Annotated in this window: 18 protein-coding genes; all 18 read right to left on the bottom strand. The window is 43.5% G+C overall.

Going from position 1 to position 15,672, the window contains the following annotated elements; genetic code table 11:
* Positions 1 to 13 precede the first annotated feature (13 nt).
* The 18 genes from RTR43_RS00140 to RTR43_RS00055 all read right to left on the bottom strand — a co-directional run bounded on the left by RTR43_RS00140 (position 14) and on the right by RTR43_RS00055 (position 15,670).
* The gene (locus RTR43_RS00140) at positions 14 to 472 is read right to left on the bottom strand and encodes an 8-oxo-dGTP diphosphatase (protein ID WP_312468802.1); all 459 of its coding nucleotides are present in this window, start codon (positions 470 to 472) and stop codon (positions 14 to 16) included.
* Between the two features lie 456 nt (positions 473 to 928).
* Positions 929 to 1,879 (bottom strand): thioredoxin-disulfide reductase, encoded by a 951-nt coding sequence (gene trxB, locus RTR43_RS00135; RefSeq protein ID WP_312468800.1) that lies wholly within the window; start codon positions 1,877 to 1,879, stop codon positions 929 to 931.
* A 301-nt stretch (positions 1,880 to 2,180) separates the two neighbouring features.
* Positions 2,181 to 3,677, bottom strand: a complete 1,497-nt coding sequence (locus RTR43_RS00130; RefSeq protein ID WP_312468798.1) for a tetratricopeptide repeat protein — start codon at positions 3,675 to 3,677, stop codon at positions 2,181 to 2,183.
* Between the two features lie 282 nt (positions 3,678 to 3,959).
* Complete coding sequence (locus RTR43_RS00125) at positions 3,960 to 4,127, bottom strand: hypothetical protein (RefSeq protein WP_312468796.1); 168 nt, start codon at positions 4,125 to 4,127, stop codon at positions 3,960 to 3,962.
* 18 nt (positions 4,128 to 4,145) lie between these two features.
* A complete protein-coding gene (gene hisIE, locus RTR43_RS00120; RefSeq protein ID WP_312468795.1) occupies positions 4,146 to 4,763 on the bottom strand; it encodes a bifunctional phosphoribosyl-AMP cyclohydrolase/phosphoribosyl-ATP diphosphatase HisIE in 618 nt (205 codons plus the stop codon).
* Positions 4,760 to 5,521, bottom strand: coding sequence for an imidazole glycerol phosphate synthase subunit HisF (gene hisF, locus RTR43_RS00115; protein ID WP_312468793.1), 762 nt, complete (start codon positions 5,519 to 5,521; stop codon positions 4,760 to 4,762). The genes hisIE and hisF overlap by 4 nt, the downstream gene beginning before the upstream one ends.
* Positions 5,518 to 6,246: a 1-(5-phosphoribosyl)-5-[(5-phosphoribosylamino)methylideneamino]imidazole-4-carboxamide isomerase gene (gene hisA, locus RTR43_RS00110; RefSeq protein ID WP_312468791.1), complete on the bottom strand. Its 729-nt coding sequence runs from the start codon at positions 6,244 to 6,246 to the stop codon at positions 5,518 to 5,520. Before hisA ends, hisF begins: the two co-directional genes overlap by 4 nt.
* On the bottom strand, positions 6,243 to 6,869 hold the full coding sequence (gene hisH, locus RTR43_RS00105; RefSeq protein WP_312468790.1) for an imidazole glycerol phosphate synthase subunit HisH: 627 nt from the start codon (positions 6,867 to 6,869) through the stop codon (positions 6,243 to 6,245). The genes hisA and hisH overlap by 4 nt, the downstream gene beginning before the upstream one ends.
* Positions 6,870 to 6,944: 75 nt before the next feature.
* Positions 6,945 to 7,532, bottom strand: coding sequence for an imidazoleglycerol-phosphate dehydratase HisB (gene hisB / locus RTR43_RS00100; protein WP_312468788.1), 588 nt, complete (start codon positions 7,530 to 7,532; stop codon positions 6,945 to 6,947).
* Positions 7,533 to 7,682: 150 nt separating this feature from the next.
* A complete protein-coding gene (gene hisD / locus RTR43_RS00095) occupies positions 7,683 to 8,957 on the bottom strand; it encodes a histidinol dehydrogenase (protein WP_312468787.1) in 1,275 nt (424 codons plus the stop codon).
* Between the two features lie 12 nt (positions 8,958 to 8,969).
* Positions 8,970 to 9,596: an ATP phosphoribosyltransferase gene (gene hisG / locus RTR43_RS00090; RefSeq protein ID WP_312468786.1), complete on the bottom strand. Its 627-nt coding sequence runs from the start codon at positions 9,594 to 9,596 to the stop codon at positions 8,970 to 8,972.
* Positions 9,589 to 10,761, bottom strand: coding sequence for an ATP phosphoribosyltransferase regulatory subunit (locus tag RTR43_RS00085; protein ID WP_312469104.1), 1,173 nt, complete (start codon positions 10,759 to 10,761; stop codon positions 9,589 to 9,591). The genes hisG and RTR43_RS00085 overlap by 8 nt, the downstream gene beginning before the upstream one ends.
* A gap of 274 nt (positions 10,762 to 11,035) precedes the next feature.
* Positions 11,036 to 11,575, bottom strand: coding sequence for an acyltransferase (locus RTR43_RS00080; RefSeq protein WP_312468785.1), 540 nt, complete (start codon positions 11,573 to 11,575; stop codon positions 11,036 to 11,038).
* Positions 11,576 to 11,580: 5 nt separating this feature from the next.
* Positions 11,581 to 12,225: a pyrophosphatase PpaX gene (ppaX, locus tag RTR43_RS00075; protein ID WP_312468784.1), complete on the bottom strand. Its 645-nt coding sequence runs from the start codon at positions 12,223 to 12,225 to the stop codon at positions 11,581 to 11,583.
* On the bottom strand, positions 12,194 to 13,162 hold the full coding sequence (locus RTR43_RS00070) for a nucleoside recognition domain-containing protein (RefSeq protein WP_312468783.1): 969 nt from the start codon (positions 13,160 to 13,162) through the stop codon (positions 12,194 to 12,196). Before RTR43_RS00070 ends, ppaX begins: the two co-directional genes overlap by 32 nt.
* 21 nt (positions 13,163 to 13,183) lie before the next feature.
* The gene (gene lgt, locus RTR43_RS00065) at positions 13,184 to 14,002 is read right to left on the bottom strand and encodes a prolipoprotein diacylglyceryl transferase (RefSeq protein ID WP_312468782.1); all 819 of its coding nucleotides are present in this window, start codon (positions 14,000 to 14,002) and stop codon (positions 13,184 to 13,186) included.
* A gap of 19 nt (positions 14,003 to 14,021) precedes the next feature.
* On the bottom strand, positions 14,022 to 14,957 hold the full coding sequence (gene hprK / locus RTR43_RS00060) for an HPr(Ser) kinase/phosphatase (RefSeq protein ID WP_248736690.1): 936 nt from the start codon (positions 14,955 to 14,957) through the stop codon (positions 14,022 to 14,024).
* A 347-nt stretch (positions 14,958 to 15,304) separates the two neighbouring features.
* A complete protein-coding gene (locus RTR43_RS00055; RefSeq protein WP_248736691.1) occupies positions 15,305 to 15,670 on the bottom strand; it encodes a phage holin family protein in 366 nt (121 codons plus the stop codon).
* Positions 15,671 to 15,672: the final 2 nt, after the last annotated feature.

The following is a 15,672-nucleotide window of genomic DNA, read 5'->3' as shown; positions in this document are numbered from 1 at the left end:
CCTATTATATGAATTAACTCGGATCTAATCGGTAACTGATTAGTTGAAAATCTTTTGTATAGGTAAAAGTACCGTAAATAATCCCTTTTCCATGAATCATGTAATCAATGATATGATAATCACCGCCAGCCATTGGCAGACTATTTATCTGTTCAATCGGATGCCATGCCAGCTTTCCTTCTTCAGATTCAACTAAATCAATCCCATCTGAATCCGTTGCCATAAAGGTAAACATCATCCACTCGGAAAGAAGCTCGTCGCCTTCCATCATAATCATCGTAAATATTCCTTTTAGTTGTGGGTTTTTTAGATAGATACCCGTCTCTTCACGGTATTCCCTGATGCAGGAATCCCGTACCGATTCGCCCGGCTCCATTTTTCCACCTGGAGCCACCCACCAGCCCCGACGCGGTTTTTGCAGCAACAACATTTGATTATTTCTTATCAATGCACAATTAGTGACCCGCTGCACAACACTCACCCTCTTTAAAAAGCATAATGCCTTGGTATTAAACTAGAATGACAAAACCCCAGTCTAACAACTAATTTATTCTATCCATTATACTATTTTTAAGATATAGTCACAATGAATACAAAATTGATATTTCTGTTAAAATTTTTTCCTTTGTAGCTTGGTTAGCTTCCATTCTTCCATGGATATGGAAACCTTACTGATTGGCTAGCGTTTAAGTCGAAAAGACACATTGATCCGTTGCTTTTATTACGTTTGTATTTAGCCCAAAAAAAATGGCACAAGCTGCTGGGCTTGTGCACCATAAGGTATATATTTTAAAGGGGGTCAATTTACTTAATCATACCCTATCTTTATTTCACTTTTGTTACAGAAGAATTAAAACAGAGTTACTTTTTTGTAAATGAAACGGATAAGAAAATTAACAATCCGTGACCCATTTTATTCAATTGTTGTTTATTTCTTTAGTTTCATCTCTTCCTTAAGCTCTTCGACAAAATGCTGAGCACTTTGCGCTGCAATACTGCCGTCCCCAGTAGCGGTAACAATTTGGCGCAGCGTTTTTTCACGGATATCACCTGCGGCGAAAATACCAGGCACCTTCGTTTCCATAAGTTCATTGGTTTCAATATATCCATTTTCGTTCGTGATGCCAAGGCTTACAAATGGCTTCGAAAGCGGTAGCATTCCGATATAAATGAAAACACCATCTGCCGGCAGTTCTTGTTCTTCTCCAGTTTGTGTTGAAACCAGGGTCACGCTGCCGACTTTGCCGTTTTTGTCATTAATCGACTTAATCGTATGGTTCCAGATAAAGTCCACTTTTTCATTGGCAAAAGCACGATCTTGAAGAATCTTTTGTGCGCGCAGCTCATCACGGCGATGAACAATGGTAACTTTGGAAGCAAAACGTGTTAAATAAACGCCTTCCTCAACAGCAGAATCGCCACCACCTATGACATATAGTTGTTTTTCTTTGAAAAAGGCGCCATCACAAACGGCACAATAAGATACACCGCGGCCGCCAAGTTCTTTTTCGCCTGGAACGCCGATTTTTTTATACTCGGCACCAGTAGTGATAATAACAGAGTAAGCTTTATATTGCTTCGATCCAGCGGTAACGAGTTTGTAGTCGCCATGATCAACGATTTCCTTAATATCGCCGTAAGCATATTCGGCGCCAAATTTTTTCGCATGTTCAAACATTTTCGTTGATAAATCAGGTCCTAATATGCTCTCAAAGCCCGGATAGTTCTCAACATCCTCGGTATTGGCCATTTGTCCGCCCGGCATGCCACGCTCAATCATCAGTGTTGAAAGATTGGCACGTGATGTATAAACAGCCGCCGTCATTCCCGCAGGTCCTGCCCCGGCAATAATGACATCATAAATTTTCTCTTCAGACATTGTGGGTTTCACTCCTTATTTTAAAAGCGGAAGCGCCTTGCCTTGGGCAGCCCCGACAAGCAAATGTTCTCGAGTATACGAAGTATACACTTTGACTTCATATGGACGAGGTTATTTGATCTCAAAGGGCTAGGCGCTGCAGCTAGAATATAAAAAAAAACGATTAAGTATAACATTCCCTACTTAATCGTATTAAACAATCGTATTATAGTCCAAATATCTGCTCAAAATTATGAAAGCACGCTCCCTTAGCGTGCACTACACCAGTTGCTCGGTGCTATTGCTAGATAGTTATCACAAATCAATTCAGTATATCATTCACAATCTTGACATATTTCCCAATCGTCCCAATGGACAATCCGTAACGGGTGGCAACCTCCTGCTGGGAAACCTTTTCATGGCGTAGCTTGTGCCACACATACTCAACTGCCCCCGCCCAGGCACGTTTATTTTTCAAGTGGATATTGGCTTTGGAAACTTCCACAAACACAGAGAACCACATCAAATACAAACCAGATTCAATTGCGCCAATCGGTTGATGATTCTCATAAAAAAGCTCGGCAATTTCCTGTGCATCGGATGTTATAGATGGTTTTCCTGACCTGATTAACGAGATATATTCTTTCTCTAAAGTTGTCAATTTCTGATTTTGAAAAAGACGCTTCGACGTAATGATTTCCTCTTTTTTCTTCGAAACAGTCGTGAGGAACAGCGCAAATAATCGCTCCTCAACATATTCGCTCTCAAGCTTTTGAAAAATAGATCCAGAATGATCTTCAAACCCATTTACTGATGCCTTTTCACCATTCCATGGTTCAGAGCCCTCTTTGTCAGGAGTGATTTCCAGCACCTTTTTCCATATGCTTTTCGCAAAATTTTCATAGCCAGTGAAATAAGCTGAATAGGAAAGCCAGTAATAAAACGGTCCATCACCATCAAAGCCTTGTTTATATAATTTTTTTAACCATAAATAGGCAAGCTCATATTCCCCTACCAAAGCAAAACTGGTACCAAGCTTAAATTGATGCTCACTAAGAAGAGGTTGAATTTTTTTTAATATCGTAAGTAAATTGGTGACATTTTTCACTTTCCCCTGATAATGGGCAAATACAAGCCTGTTACAGAGGGCATGCAGGTTCCCCGGATTCCGCTCCAACACATCATCTAAGATAGATTCTGCTTTTTCCGACTTGCCTAAATAAAAATAAGCGAGTGCTAAATTGTTGTAAGCCGACCAGTATTCCGGATATTCCTTGACGACATCCTTTAACAACTCAATCGCCTTTGGAAAATAGCCTGACTCTAACAGATCGCGGGCCTGCTCTTGTTTGTATATCAGGTCGTCTTGCTGTAAAAACAGCTCATCCTCCAACTCTTCTGATTCAAAGGTAAGCAGTTCAAGCAAATCCTCCGTGTCTTCCGAAAAATCACCATCCGGATCCAGCTGTAAATATAGTTTGGCATGGTGATAAGCATCTTTAAAAAATCCCATATAGGCATAATTATTGGCCAATAAATAATGGCACTCCACCATTTCGGAGTCTAGTCCTTCAAGGATGTGATGCAAGAGTCGGTTAGAATTTTCAAACTCGCCAAGTTCTGTTGACACAATGGCCAGCTGGCATGTAATCATCGGTTCACCCGGCTCAAGCTGCATCGCTCGCCCAAGATATTTTTTTGCTTTTATAAAATCACGTCGATGGTATGCCTTTAAACCCTTCGTGAAATAATATTCCCCCGTAGGAACAAATGAAAGTATCTTTCCCTTATGCATTCTTGCCTCCGCTTTCTTTCCCATGAAGTCCTCCAAATTTTCAACATAACTAATCTAGTATATCATATTCAGCGGTTGTACGAGAAGGGATTCAGCATGGTTATCGATGGCAAATTTTTGTGGGACCTATTTCAACATTTCTGTAAGGATATCAACATATTTAGGGAAGATATCGACACATATTGAAAGGATATACTATTTTCGGGTGATATATTTCACAATTTTTGGGGATATCTAGAAATTTCTGAGGATATCTACAGTTTTTTGGGGATATCTACATATTTTTGATGGATATCTACAATTTTTTCAGAGAATATATTTCACATTTCTGGGGATATCTATAAATTTTTGATGAATATCTGCAATTTTTTTGGGGATAACTACACCTATTTGAAGGATAGCTATAAATTTTTGAAGGAGAGCTACTCCTATTTGAAGGATATCTACAAATTCCTCCTGAATACCACAGCCCACAACAAAACCAGCCCCTCTTTAGGACCGGTCTTTGTGTCTTTCTTCTAAAGTACGCAATACTTCTTTAAATGGTAGCCCTTGCTCCACTAATAATACCTGCAGGTGATAAAGCAAATCGGCCGCTTCCCACTTCAGCTCTTCATGATCGCGATTCTTGGCTGCAATAATCACCTCGGCTGCTTCTTCCCCGACTTTTTTCAAAATTTTATCGACGCCTTTTTCAAACAGATAGGTGGTATAAGCACCCTCTGGACGCTCCTGCTTGCGCTCCAAAATAACCTTCTCAAGTGTTGATAATATTTGATAGTCCTTCATGCTAGGAGGACGCTCTAAACCCCCTTTCGAAAAACAACTAACCGCACCCGTGTGGCAGGCAGGGCCCCTAGGGTTAACAAGCACGAGCACTGTATCTTGATCACAGTCGTACTGGATACTAACGACTGACTGGGTGTTCCCGCTAGTCGCTCCTTTATGCCATAACTCCTGACGTGAGCGACTGAAAAACCACGTTTCCCCAGTTTCCAGTGTTTTCTCAAGAGATTTCTCGTTCATGTAGGCGAGCGTTAGTACTTCCATTGTTTCGGTATCCTGGATAATGGCCGGAACAAGCCCTTTTTCATCAAATTTCACGTTCATCGAACGACAACTCCTTTTTCCCGCAAATAGCCTTTTACTTCATGGACTGAGGTTTCTTTATAATGAAAGATTGAGGCAGCGAGTGCAGCATCGGCCATTCCATACAAAAAGGCTTTTTCAAAATGTTCGGCATTCCCGGCACCACCTGAAGCAATTACCGGAATCGGTACCGCCTCACTTACTGCCATCGTTAGCTTTATGTCGAATCCGTTTTTCGCGCCATCGCTATCCATACTAGTTAATAAAATTTCTCCGGCACCAAGATCGGCCGCCTCCACTGCCCACTCTATTACTTTTTTGTCAGTAGGCTTCCGGCCGCCATGGGTATATACTCGCCACGTCCCTAACTCTTCATCAAATTTAGCATCAATCGCCACTACGATACATTGCGAACCGAAATAGCCGGCACCTTCCTTAATCAACTCCGAATTTAGCACGGCTGCTGTATTCAATGACACTTTATCAGCTCCAGAGCGAAGAATTTTCTTCATGTCTTCCAAAGAATTGATGCCTCCGCCTACCGTAAATGGAATTGCCAGCTCAGAGGCAATAGCCTTGACGACTTCAACCATTGTTTTCCTGCCCTCGACGGAAGCAGAAATATCAAGGAACACAAGCTCGTCTGCCCCTTGCTCATCATAAAACCGTGCAAGCTCAACAGGATCACCGGCATCACGAAGCTGGACAAATTGAATCCCCTTTACCACGCGACCATCCTTTACATCAAGGCAGGGAATGATTCGCTTTGTTAATGTCATATCGGAGCCACCTCTTCCAACGCTTCCGTTAATGTAAAGCGACCTTCATAGATGGCTTTACCAACAATCGCTCCGTTTACACCGTTCGCTGCAGCTAAAGCCTGTAAATCTGTAAGACTGCTTACCCCGCCTGAGGCGATGACATTTTTTCCAGTTACTTCAGCCATTTCACAAACAGCGGCAATATTCGGGCCTGCTAAGGTTCCATCGGTGGCAATATCGGTAAAAATAAATGTTTCAGCCCCAGCATCAGCAAAACGTTGGCCCAGTTCAACCGCTGTTAACTCTGAAGTATTCAGCCAGCCATGGGTGGCAACATAGCCATCTTTGGCATCAATACCGACTGCAATTTTTTTACCAAATTTCTTAATCATTTCGATCGCAAATTCAGGCTTCGAAACAGCAATGCTCCCAATAATCACTCGGTCCACGCCATTTTCCAGATAGTGAAGAATATCGTCCTCGGAGCGAATGCCGCCACCAATTTGAATTTTTGTCTTTAGTCTTTGCGCGGCCTCAATCACAAAACGGTCGTTGACTCGCTGGCCATCCTTTGCACCATCAAGGTCGACCATGTGAATCCATTCAGCACCATCAATTGCAAAGCTTCGAGCCATATCAAATGGCGACTCTCCATAAATCGTTTCTTTACGATAATCCCCTTGAAGAAGACGAACACAATTGCCGCCCCGCATATCAATCGCCGGGTAGATCGTGAAGCTCATCGAACCGCCTTCCTTTCTTCCACTATTTTTAAAAAATTTGCGAGAAGGGCCATCCCAAGCTTGCTACTTTTTTCAGGATGAAATTGCATCCCCAACACATTGTCTCTTCCTACTACCGCTGAAACCTGTTCATGGTAAACTGTTTTTGCCAGGAGTACATCCGAATTTTCCGCATTTACAAAATAAGAATGGACGAAATAAACATAATCCTCTTGTAAATTGTTCAAAAGAGGTGACGACTGGACAAATTCAAGCCGGTTCCAGCCCATGTGTGGAACTTTGTATGGAATGTCTGCAAGCGTTCGCCCCGGAAAACGACGAACACTTCCCGGCAATAATCCTATGCCTTTCGTTAAGCCATTTTCCTCACTTTGCTCAAACAGCAGCTGCATGCCAAGACAGATTCCGAGCAGTGGTTTCCCCGTTGCCGCAAATTCCTTAATCGTTTCTCCTGGGAGCCGTTCCATCGCATCACGAAAGGCACCTACTCCTGGGAGAATCAAGGCATCGGCATGAAGCAATTTATGTTTATCAGCAGAAATAAAATATTCGGCACCGAGTCGTTCTAACGCCTTGCTTACGCTAAAGAGATTTCCCATGCCGTAGTCAACAATACCAATCATGTTGATGCCACCTTTTTGGAACGGTGCCTGACACCGCCCCTATTTTGTCGATTTTTAAAAAACGGTGCCTTTCTTCTATAACATCCCTTTTGTCGATGGGATCCCGTTAATGCGCGGGTCAATCGTGGTTGCTTCGTCGAGTGCCCGGCCAAGTGCTTTAAAAACAGCCTCGATCATATGGTGGGTGTTTTTTCCATAATGAACAATCACATGGAGGTTCATCCGCGCCTCAAGGGCAAGCTTCCAAAGAAATTCATGGACAAGCTCGGTATCAAAGCTTCCCACCTTCTGTCCTGGGAACTCGGCTCGCATTTCGAGATGCGGGCGGTTGCTGAGATCGACCACTACCTGGGCTAGTGCTTCATCCATCGGTACAAACGCATTCCCGTAACGCTTAATGCCTTTTTTATCTCCAAGTGCTTCGCGTAGTGCCTGCCCCAGACAAATACCGATATCTTCCGTTGTATGGTGATCATCAACTTCGATATCGCCTTGGGCGTCAACAGTCAGGTTAAATTGGCCATGTTTAGTGAATAAATCCAGCATATGACTTAAGAATGGGACACCTGTTTCAAGATTGGACTGGCCATCCCCATCAATTTCTAACGATAGTTGAATTTTTGTTTCATTTGTGTTCCGTTCGATGCTTGCCACTCTTTCCATGAAGCTGCCCTCCTTGAATTATTTTCTTCTTTTATAGACCGTTTGAATTGGAATTTATTTACAAAAACAATATTGACAATTTTCCTGTTCTGTTGAGGGATCTTGTCCTTAAGAGCCCTTATTAACCTTCAAACATGACATGTAAAGAAGCTATTTATCGTTGTTGAGTCTTATTTCGACAGCTCGGGCGTGTGCCTCAAGCCCTTCCATTCTGGCAAATTCAGCTATCTTCGCTCCGTTGTCGGTTAAAGCCTTTTTGCTGTAGATGATCACGCTCGATTTCTTTTGAAAATCATCGACATTAAGTGGACTTGAGAAACGGGCTGTTCCGTTTGTCGGTAGCACATGGTTTGGCCCGGCAAAATAATCGCCAACAGGCTCGGAACTGTATCGTCCGATAAAAATGGCCCCAGCGTGACGAATTTTCCCGAGAAGCTCAAGTCCATTTTCAGTGATAACTTCAAGATGTTCGGGCGCTAATTGGTTAACTATATCAATTGCTTCGTCGAGATCAACGGTTACATAGATGGCTCCGTAATCTGCAATTGACCGTGCCGCAATTTCCTTACGCGGCAGCAATGCTAACTGCTGTTCGACTTCTAACGACACAGCTTCAGCCAATTTTAGCGACGGAGTAACTAGAACGCTACAGGCTCGGGAATCGTGCTCTGCCTGTGATAACAGATCGGCCGCAACCTCGTCAGCCCTTGCTGTATCATCTGCTAATATCGCAATCTCACTCGGTCCGGCAATCATATCAATATCAACATCGCCGAATACCTCCCGTTTCGCCAATGCCACAAAGATATTTCCAGGGCCGGTAATTTTATCAACAGCGGCAATCGATTCCGTTCCATAGGCAATGGCTGCAATTGCTTGTGCCCCGCCAACCTTATATATTTCCTCGACGCCCGCTTCCCTTGCAGCAACGAGCACCGCTGCTGGCAATTTCCCATCGAAGTTAGGCGGCGACACCATTACAATTCGTTTGACACCGGCCACTTTCGCTGGAATTACGTTCATCAACACCGATGAGGGGTAGGCAGCCGTACCGCCTGGCACGTACACTCCAACCGAATCAAGCGGGGTTATTTTTTGTCCCAGAATTGTTCCGTTCTCTTCCGTTGTCATCCACGATGGCCGCAGTTGCTTTTCATGAAAGGAGCGGATATTATCCACCGCTTCTCGAACAATTGCCACAAATGAATCCTTCATCTGACCATAGGCCTCTTCGATTTCTTTTTCTGGTACGGAAAAAGAAGACAAGTTGACGCGATCGAATTTCTCCGTGTACGTTCTTAAAGCTGCGTCACCATGAGTACGTACATCAGCGATAATGTCTTTGACGATAGACTGCTGTTCAAAGGTGCCGGTTTCAATCGAACGTTTAAGTGATACCTGGTCAGACACTTTAACTATTTTCATATTTTGCCCTCCCTATGAAACCACTTCATGTAGCCTTGTTACCAATTCGTCAATCCGAGTGTCTTTAATTCGATAGCTGACAGGATTGACAATCAGGCGCGATGTCACATCAACCATTCGCTCGTATTCCACGAGCCCATTTTCCTTTAATGTCCGGCCGGTTGAGACAATATCAACGATTCTGTCGGAAAGGCCGATTAATGGAGCCAGTTCGATGGAGCCATTCAATTTGATAATTTCAACCTGTTCCCCTTGCTCGCGAAAATAGGCTTCCGCCACATTCGGATATTTGGTTGCGACTCTTGGGGCCACATCATTCATATTTGTATCTGGAAGACCGGCAACCGCCAAATAGCAATGGCTGATCTTGAGATCAAGCAGCTCATAAACATCGCGCTCCTCCTCAAGCAACACGTCCTTCCCGGCAATTCCCACATCAGCAACACCGTGCTCAACATAGGTAGCAACATCCATTGGCTTGGCTAAAATAAATCGGAGGCCTTCCTCGGCGACGTCAATGATCAATTTTCTTGAATCGTCAAATTCCGGCGGCAGCCTGTAGCCGGCTTTTCTCAGTAAGCCCACAGCTTCTTCAAAAATTCTCCCCTTTGGCATTGCAATCGTTAGGATGTTACTCATCTGTGTGTCCTCCGATTAAATAGGTCGTCCCGGCAAATTTTTTTGTAAAGGCATCTAAATTTTTTACACCGGTAATGTCCTGAAGCAAGGCAGACTTACCTTGCCTATGCATTTCTTTGGCTAGTTGAAAGGCTTCCTTTCGCCGCTCCTGGCTGAAAAAAATGCAGTGAGTGGAATTTTTGACGTCTAGTTCTCCTAAGGCTTCGAGCAGCATATCAAGCCGAACCGCAAACCCGGTCGCCGTTGCTTTTTTTCCAAACTTCTCAATTAAACTGTAACGGCCACCATTTCCGATAGGAAATCCGACATTCCCGGCATACGCCTCAAATAAAACGCCAGAATAATAGCTCATATGGCTGACAATTGAAAAATCGAATTTCACCTGCTCCTCCACGCCATAATCCTTGATAACATCCCAAAGCTCCCTCAGTTCGAGGAGGGCCTGCTTGCCCTTGCCATTTTCAATAAGATTGAGAGCCATTCCGATGACTTCTTCACCGCCTCTTAATTGGAGTAGCATTAATAGTCTCTGCTTATCGATTGATGATAGCTGGAGGGAGTTCACATGCTCTCGATAGCCGACATAATTTTTTTCATATAAAAATTTTCGTAGCGCTGTTGCTCGTCCGTTCGTTCCGAGGATTTGCATGAACAACTCCTGGGCAAAGCCGACATGACCAATCGAAACTTGAAATTGCCTCAGTCCTGCTTTTTTTAAGGAAGAAATCAGTAAGGCAATAACCTCGCCATCGCAAGAAACGGTATCCTCGTTCAGACATTCAATACCAATTTGCTCAAACTCAGCAGGCCGCCCTCCCTCTCGCTGCTGGGCCCGGAAAACATTAGCAGAGTATGCTAATCTTACTGGAAGATCCTCATCTAATAGCTTGGATGCTGCTACCCGAGCGATTGGAGCTGTCATATCCGGTCTGAGGACTAGCGTATGCCCCTCTTTGTCGAGCAATTTAAAAAGTTGTTGGTCGACAATGGCCGATGCCGCCCCGACAGTCTCGAAGTATTCAAGTGTGGGTGTTTCGATAAATTGATAGCCCCAAAGTTTCATCGTTTCTGCCATGACTGACCGAACGCGATGCTTCTTTTCATATACCTCTGGCAACGTATCGCGCATTCCTAAAGGCTTTTCAAACATAAACAAGCGACTCATCATGCTCATCCTTTTTCATTTTACTTTAGTCTGATAAATTGGTAGTGAATTAAAGTTAATTAGTAGTAGTTTACCCTTCGATAATCTTTTCGTCAATGAAAAAATCATCAGTCGCAAGGTATGGGACATGTTGCTGAAGGTGAATTCCGCGCGAATTTGGATAGATTCCTCTAAATTTTGGATTTATTCCGCCAACTCCACAAATTACTCCTCAGCCCGAAAGAACTCCATAAAAAAAAGCCTGGGTTACAGCAAACCAGGCTCCATTCAAACATCATATGTTATTTTTCCCACCATAAATCGGGTCATCTGCCCAGCGTTCAGCCAGGTCTTCCTTCGAGTAAATCACCCGCATTGGGTTGCCACCGACAAATGCCCCCGCAGGAACATCCTTATGGACAAGCGTTCCTGCCGATACAATCGCCCCATCGCCAATCGTCACTCCAGGAAGAATCGTCGAATTGGCACCGATCATTACTTCGCTGCCAATCGAAACAGGGCCGAGCCGATATTCTTTAATTAAATACTCATGCGCTAGGATGGTCGTGTTATAGCCGATAACCGTGTTACGGCCAACGCTAATTTTTTCAGGAAACATCACATCCAGCATGACCATTAACGCGAAAGAGGTTTGCTCCCCAATCTTAAGTCCTAGAAATACACGATAAAGCCAATTCTTCATCCCCAAAAATGGCGTGTAACGTCCTAGCTGAATCACAATAAAATTTTTGACTACCTTCCAAAATGGCACAGTCTTATAGACATGCCATAAAGAGTTCGCCCCTTCAACTGGGTAGCGAGTCGTATCTCTCATTCATCTCACACTCCGAGAACAGTTAATAAATCAGCCATTTTCTCTAGGATGTAATCCGGTTCGTATTTGGCAATATAGTCTCTTCCTTTAATGGACCAGGCCACACCTGCAGACAGCGTGCCGGCATTTTTCCCAGCTAAAATATCATGGTAATTATCGCCGACCATAAGTGTTTCCGCAGGGACAGCATCTAATTGCTCAAGCGCATGTAAAATGGGCTCCGGATCTGGCTTAACTTTTGTCACATGATCAAGTGCGACAATCACTTCAAAAAAGCGATCAAGATTCATCAGGCGCAGACCCTTCAAGGCGACGTCATGACGTTTCGTGGTGACAATTCCGAGTTTGTAACCTTTTTCGAATAAAGTTTGAACCGTCTCAAAAACACCTTCAAACTCTCTCACCAGTGCATCGTGATTTGCGAGATTAAATGCACGATATTCCACTATCATTTCCTCGACACGGTCCGGATCAACTGTACTAAAGGCTTCTTGCAAGGTGGGTCCCATAAATGGTAAAACATCCTCGCGCTGGTACTTGCTTGGATAAAATTTTTCAAGCGTGTGCAAATAAGTCGAAATAATTAATTCATTTGTATCAATTAATGTTCCATCTAAATCAAAGAGTATTGTCGTAATTTTGTTGTTCATAGGTTGCATCCTTTCTTTTCGCTAGCCCCGAGCGTTTCCAAATGGTGCCGACAACTAAAGTTAACACAATCGCGACTCCTAGCCGGATTAAAAACAGCGGCCAAATAGGAATGCCGAGCGGAGCAAAGATTAATGTATCCTCGATAACTGCATGGCAGGCCATTAGAAAAATAAACGCCAGCGTAATATCCTTTTTGCTGACTCCATCTTCCTTTACGGCTTGGATCATCACACCGGCACCATAAGCTAAGCCGAATAATAAACCGGCGGCCATCGTCGTTGAGGTGTTCTCCTTCATTCCTAGTGTCTTCGTGACCGGGGCCATCGTTTTTGAAAACTTATTTAACCATTGTAAATCCTTTAAAATTTGAATCACAACCATGAGCGGGATGACAATCATCGCTAACTGTAATATGCCCAACCCCGCTTTTTGAATGGCTTCAACTATGATGGCCGCGATTCCGTCAGCATGTTGCGCACTCGGCTGAATCAAGCCATATTGAGCAGTTTCCCTGCCTCCATGCCAAACAAGATTAATCACGACGGCAGACAGAAGCGCAAGTCCAGGCCTTGTGACCAGGACCACCCACAGCTTCACGCCTGCTTTCATAGCAACGCCTGATTCAATAAATAAATTATGGGAAAAGGAAAGCATTACGGCTAATATAAACACTTCTTTTACCGAAAAATCAAACGTCAAGATGGCGCCGATTGCCGCATACAGGTTGAGGAAATTCCCGAGAACAAGTGGAATCGCGGCATCCCCGGACAAACCTAGCAATTTCATGAGCGGGGAAATCATTTTTATTACCCATGGCAAAACTGGTGTATACTGCAGCACTGCCACAATGAGGGTAACTGGAAATATAACTTTCCCTAGCGTCCACGTAGTCTTAAAGCCAACCAGTAACCCCTTTTTCAATGAGTTTTGCAGCATCTCCAAAGTTCCCCCTATTTGCTACAAATTCGCTTGATCTAAGTAATGTGCATCAGCAAGTTTCTTTTGGCGGCGGTAAAGTAAAATCGCCGCTGCTCCAACAATCAAGGCAAGCGAAATCATTTGCGCCATTCGCATGCTGCCTAGCATTAGACTATCCGTCCTTAATCCTTCAATGTAATAGCGGCCGACTGAATACCAAATGACATAGGAAAGAAAGAGTTCCCCGCGACGTAAATTCACACGTCGAAGCAAAATTAATAGAATAAAGCCGGCAAAATCCCAAACGGATTCATATAAGAACGTTGGATGATAATAGGCTCCGTTAATATACATTTGATTGATAATAAAGTCCGGTAAATGCAAGTTTTCAAGAAAAGACCTTGTTACTTCACCACCATGGGCTTCCTGGTTCATAAAATTTCCCCAGCGACCGATTGCCTGACCAAGAATAATACTTGGGGCGGCGATGTCAACAATTTTCCAAAAAGAAATTCCTCGTTTTTTCGCAAAAACAAGCGCTGTTATTACGGAACCAATCAAGGCGCCATGAATGGCAATTCCACCATTCCATATTTGCGGAATCTCTGCCGGATGATTAACATAATACTTCCATTCAAAAATCACATAGTATATGCGCGCTGAGATAATCGCAATCGGAATCGCCCAAAGCATCAAATCGGCAAAGATGTCTTTCGGGAGTCCCCTGCGATTTCCTTCTCTAATGGCAAGAAACAATGCCAGTGCCAGACCTGAGCCAATAATTATTCCGTACCAATGCACTTCAATCGGGCCAAGTGAAAAGGCAATTGGATTCAGTGGCTGAATATTTTCGTTCATCTATCTATCACCTTTCCTCCTAAATATCTTCCTGATCTACGTCTTCAATCACATCAGAGAGTCTCTCTGTAAATTGCTGTGCTGCATTCACACCCATTCGTTTTAAACGGAAGTTCATCGCCGCAACCTCAATAATAACAGCCAGGTTTCGTCCAGGACGGACAGGAACCGTCAGTTTTGTTACCTCAGTATCAATAATTTTCATTTTCTCTTCATCCAAACCAAGGCGGTCGTACTGCTTTTTGGAATCCCAGATTTCTAAATCCATGATGAGCGTGATGCGCTTATTACTGCGAACGGCACCGGCACCAAAAAGTGTCATCACATTGATGATCCCTAAGCCGCGGATTTCCAATAAATGCTCGATTAATTCCGGAGAGGTACCGACTAATGTATCCTGGTCCTCCTGACGAATTTCTACGCAATCATCGGCGACAAGGCGATGACCGCGCTTGACCAATTCTAAGGCAGTTTCACTTTTTCCGACGCCGCTTTTTCCGGTAATTAACACACCGATTCCATAAACGTCAACCAAGACGCCATGGACAGCTGTTGTTGGCGCCAGATTGCTTTCTAAATAATTGGTTAGACGGCTTGAAAAACGGGTGGTCTTCATACTCGTCCTTAAAACAGGTACAGATTCGCGTTCCGCTGCTTCTATTAACTCCACCGGCACTTCAATATCTCTCGTGACGATAATTGCCGGAGTAATATCGGTGCATAACCGTTCCATTCTGGAAATGCGTTCACCTTCAGGTAGCTCTTCAAAAAAGGACAGCTCTGTTTTCCCTAAAAGCTGGATCCGTTCAGCAGGATAGAATTCAAAGTAACCAGCCATTTCAATTCCTGGCCGTGAAATATCACTCGTTGTGATGGGGCGGTTAATTCCCTCTTCACCGCTGACCAATTCAAGCTGGAATTTTTCCAATATATCTTTGGTACGTACTTTTGGCAAGAATCTTCCTCCTCAAACAGACTAAATTTTTTTAATAAAAATCTTGAGTTCCAGCTCCCAACCCAATCATGAAAATGAACTAGATAGGAGTAGAAAAGCAACATAATAAAGGCGGTATGAGCAAAGCTGAGCTTTACTTCATTCAAAGTGAAAAAAGTATATGGGTCAACAATTATTAGATAAGCTGATCAAGTTTGCGACGCTCTGCCCCTTTACCATAGAAAAAGATTCAAAAAAATTCATATCTCTTATTTTAGCATTATTTGAAAAAGAACCAAATGGAAGTTGTTCAAAATGACAAATAAAAAAAGGTGCGCACCACTAATTAGCAGCACGCACCGGATTATTTAATGCTTCGATTTTCTTGAAGGATCGAGAATTGTTTTTTGAATCACTAAGTTGACGAGCGACATCAGTACCGCAAAAAACAGGGCCATGCCAAAGCCATGGATCTCAAAGGCATCCCCCATTAACCAATCCGTCAGCTCGAGGGTCATTGCATTGATGACAAATAGAAACAGACCCATCGTTAAGACCGTCACTGGTAAGGTAAAGAGAATGAGGAGTGGACGCACCAGAACATTTAAGATGGATAACAAAATGCTCGCCTGAAATGCGGCCATAAACCCTGTAATGTAAAAGCTTTCGTGAAAATAGCCCGCAAGTGCCATAAACAAAACCGCATTAATCAAACATCCAATCAGCCATCTCATTT

It is taken from the genome of Neobacillus sp. (genome assembly GCF_031988165.1).
GTDB lineage: Bacteria > Bacillota > Bacilli > Bacillales > Cytobacillaceae > Neobacillus > Neobacillus rhizosphaerae.
The sequence above is the reverse complement of the archived record's forward strand: the minus strand, read 5'-3'. Positions and strand labels throughout refer to the sequence as shown.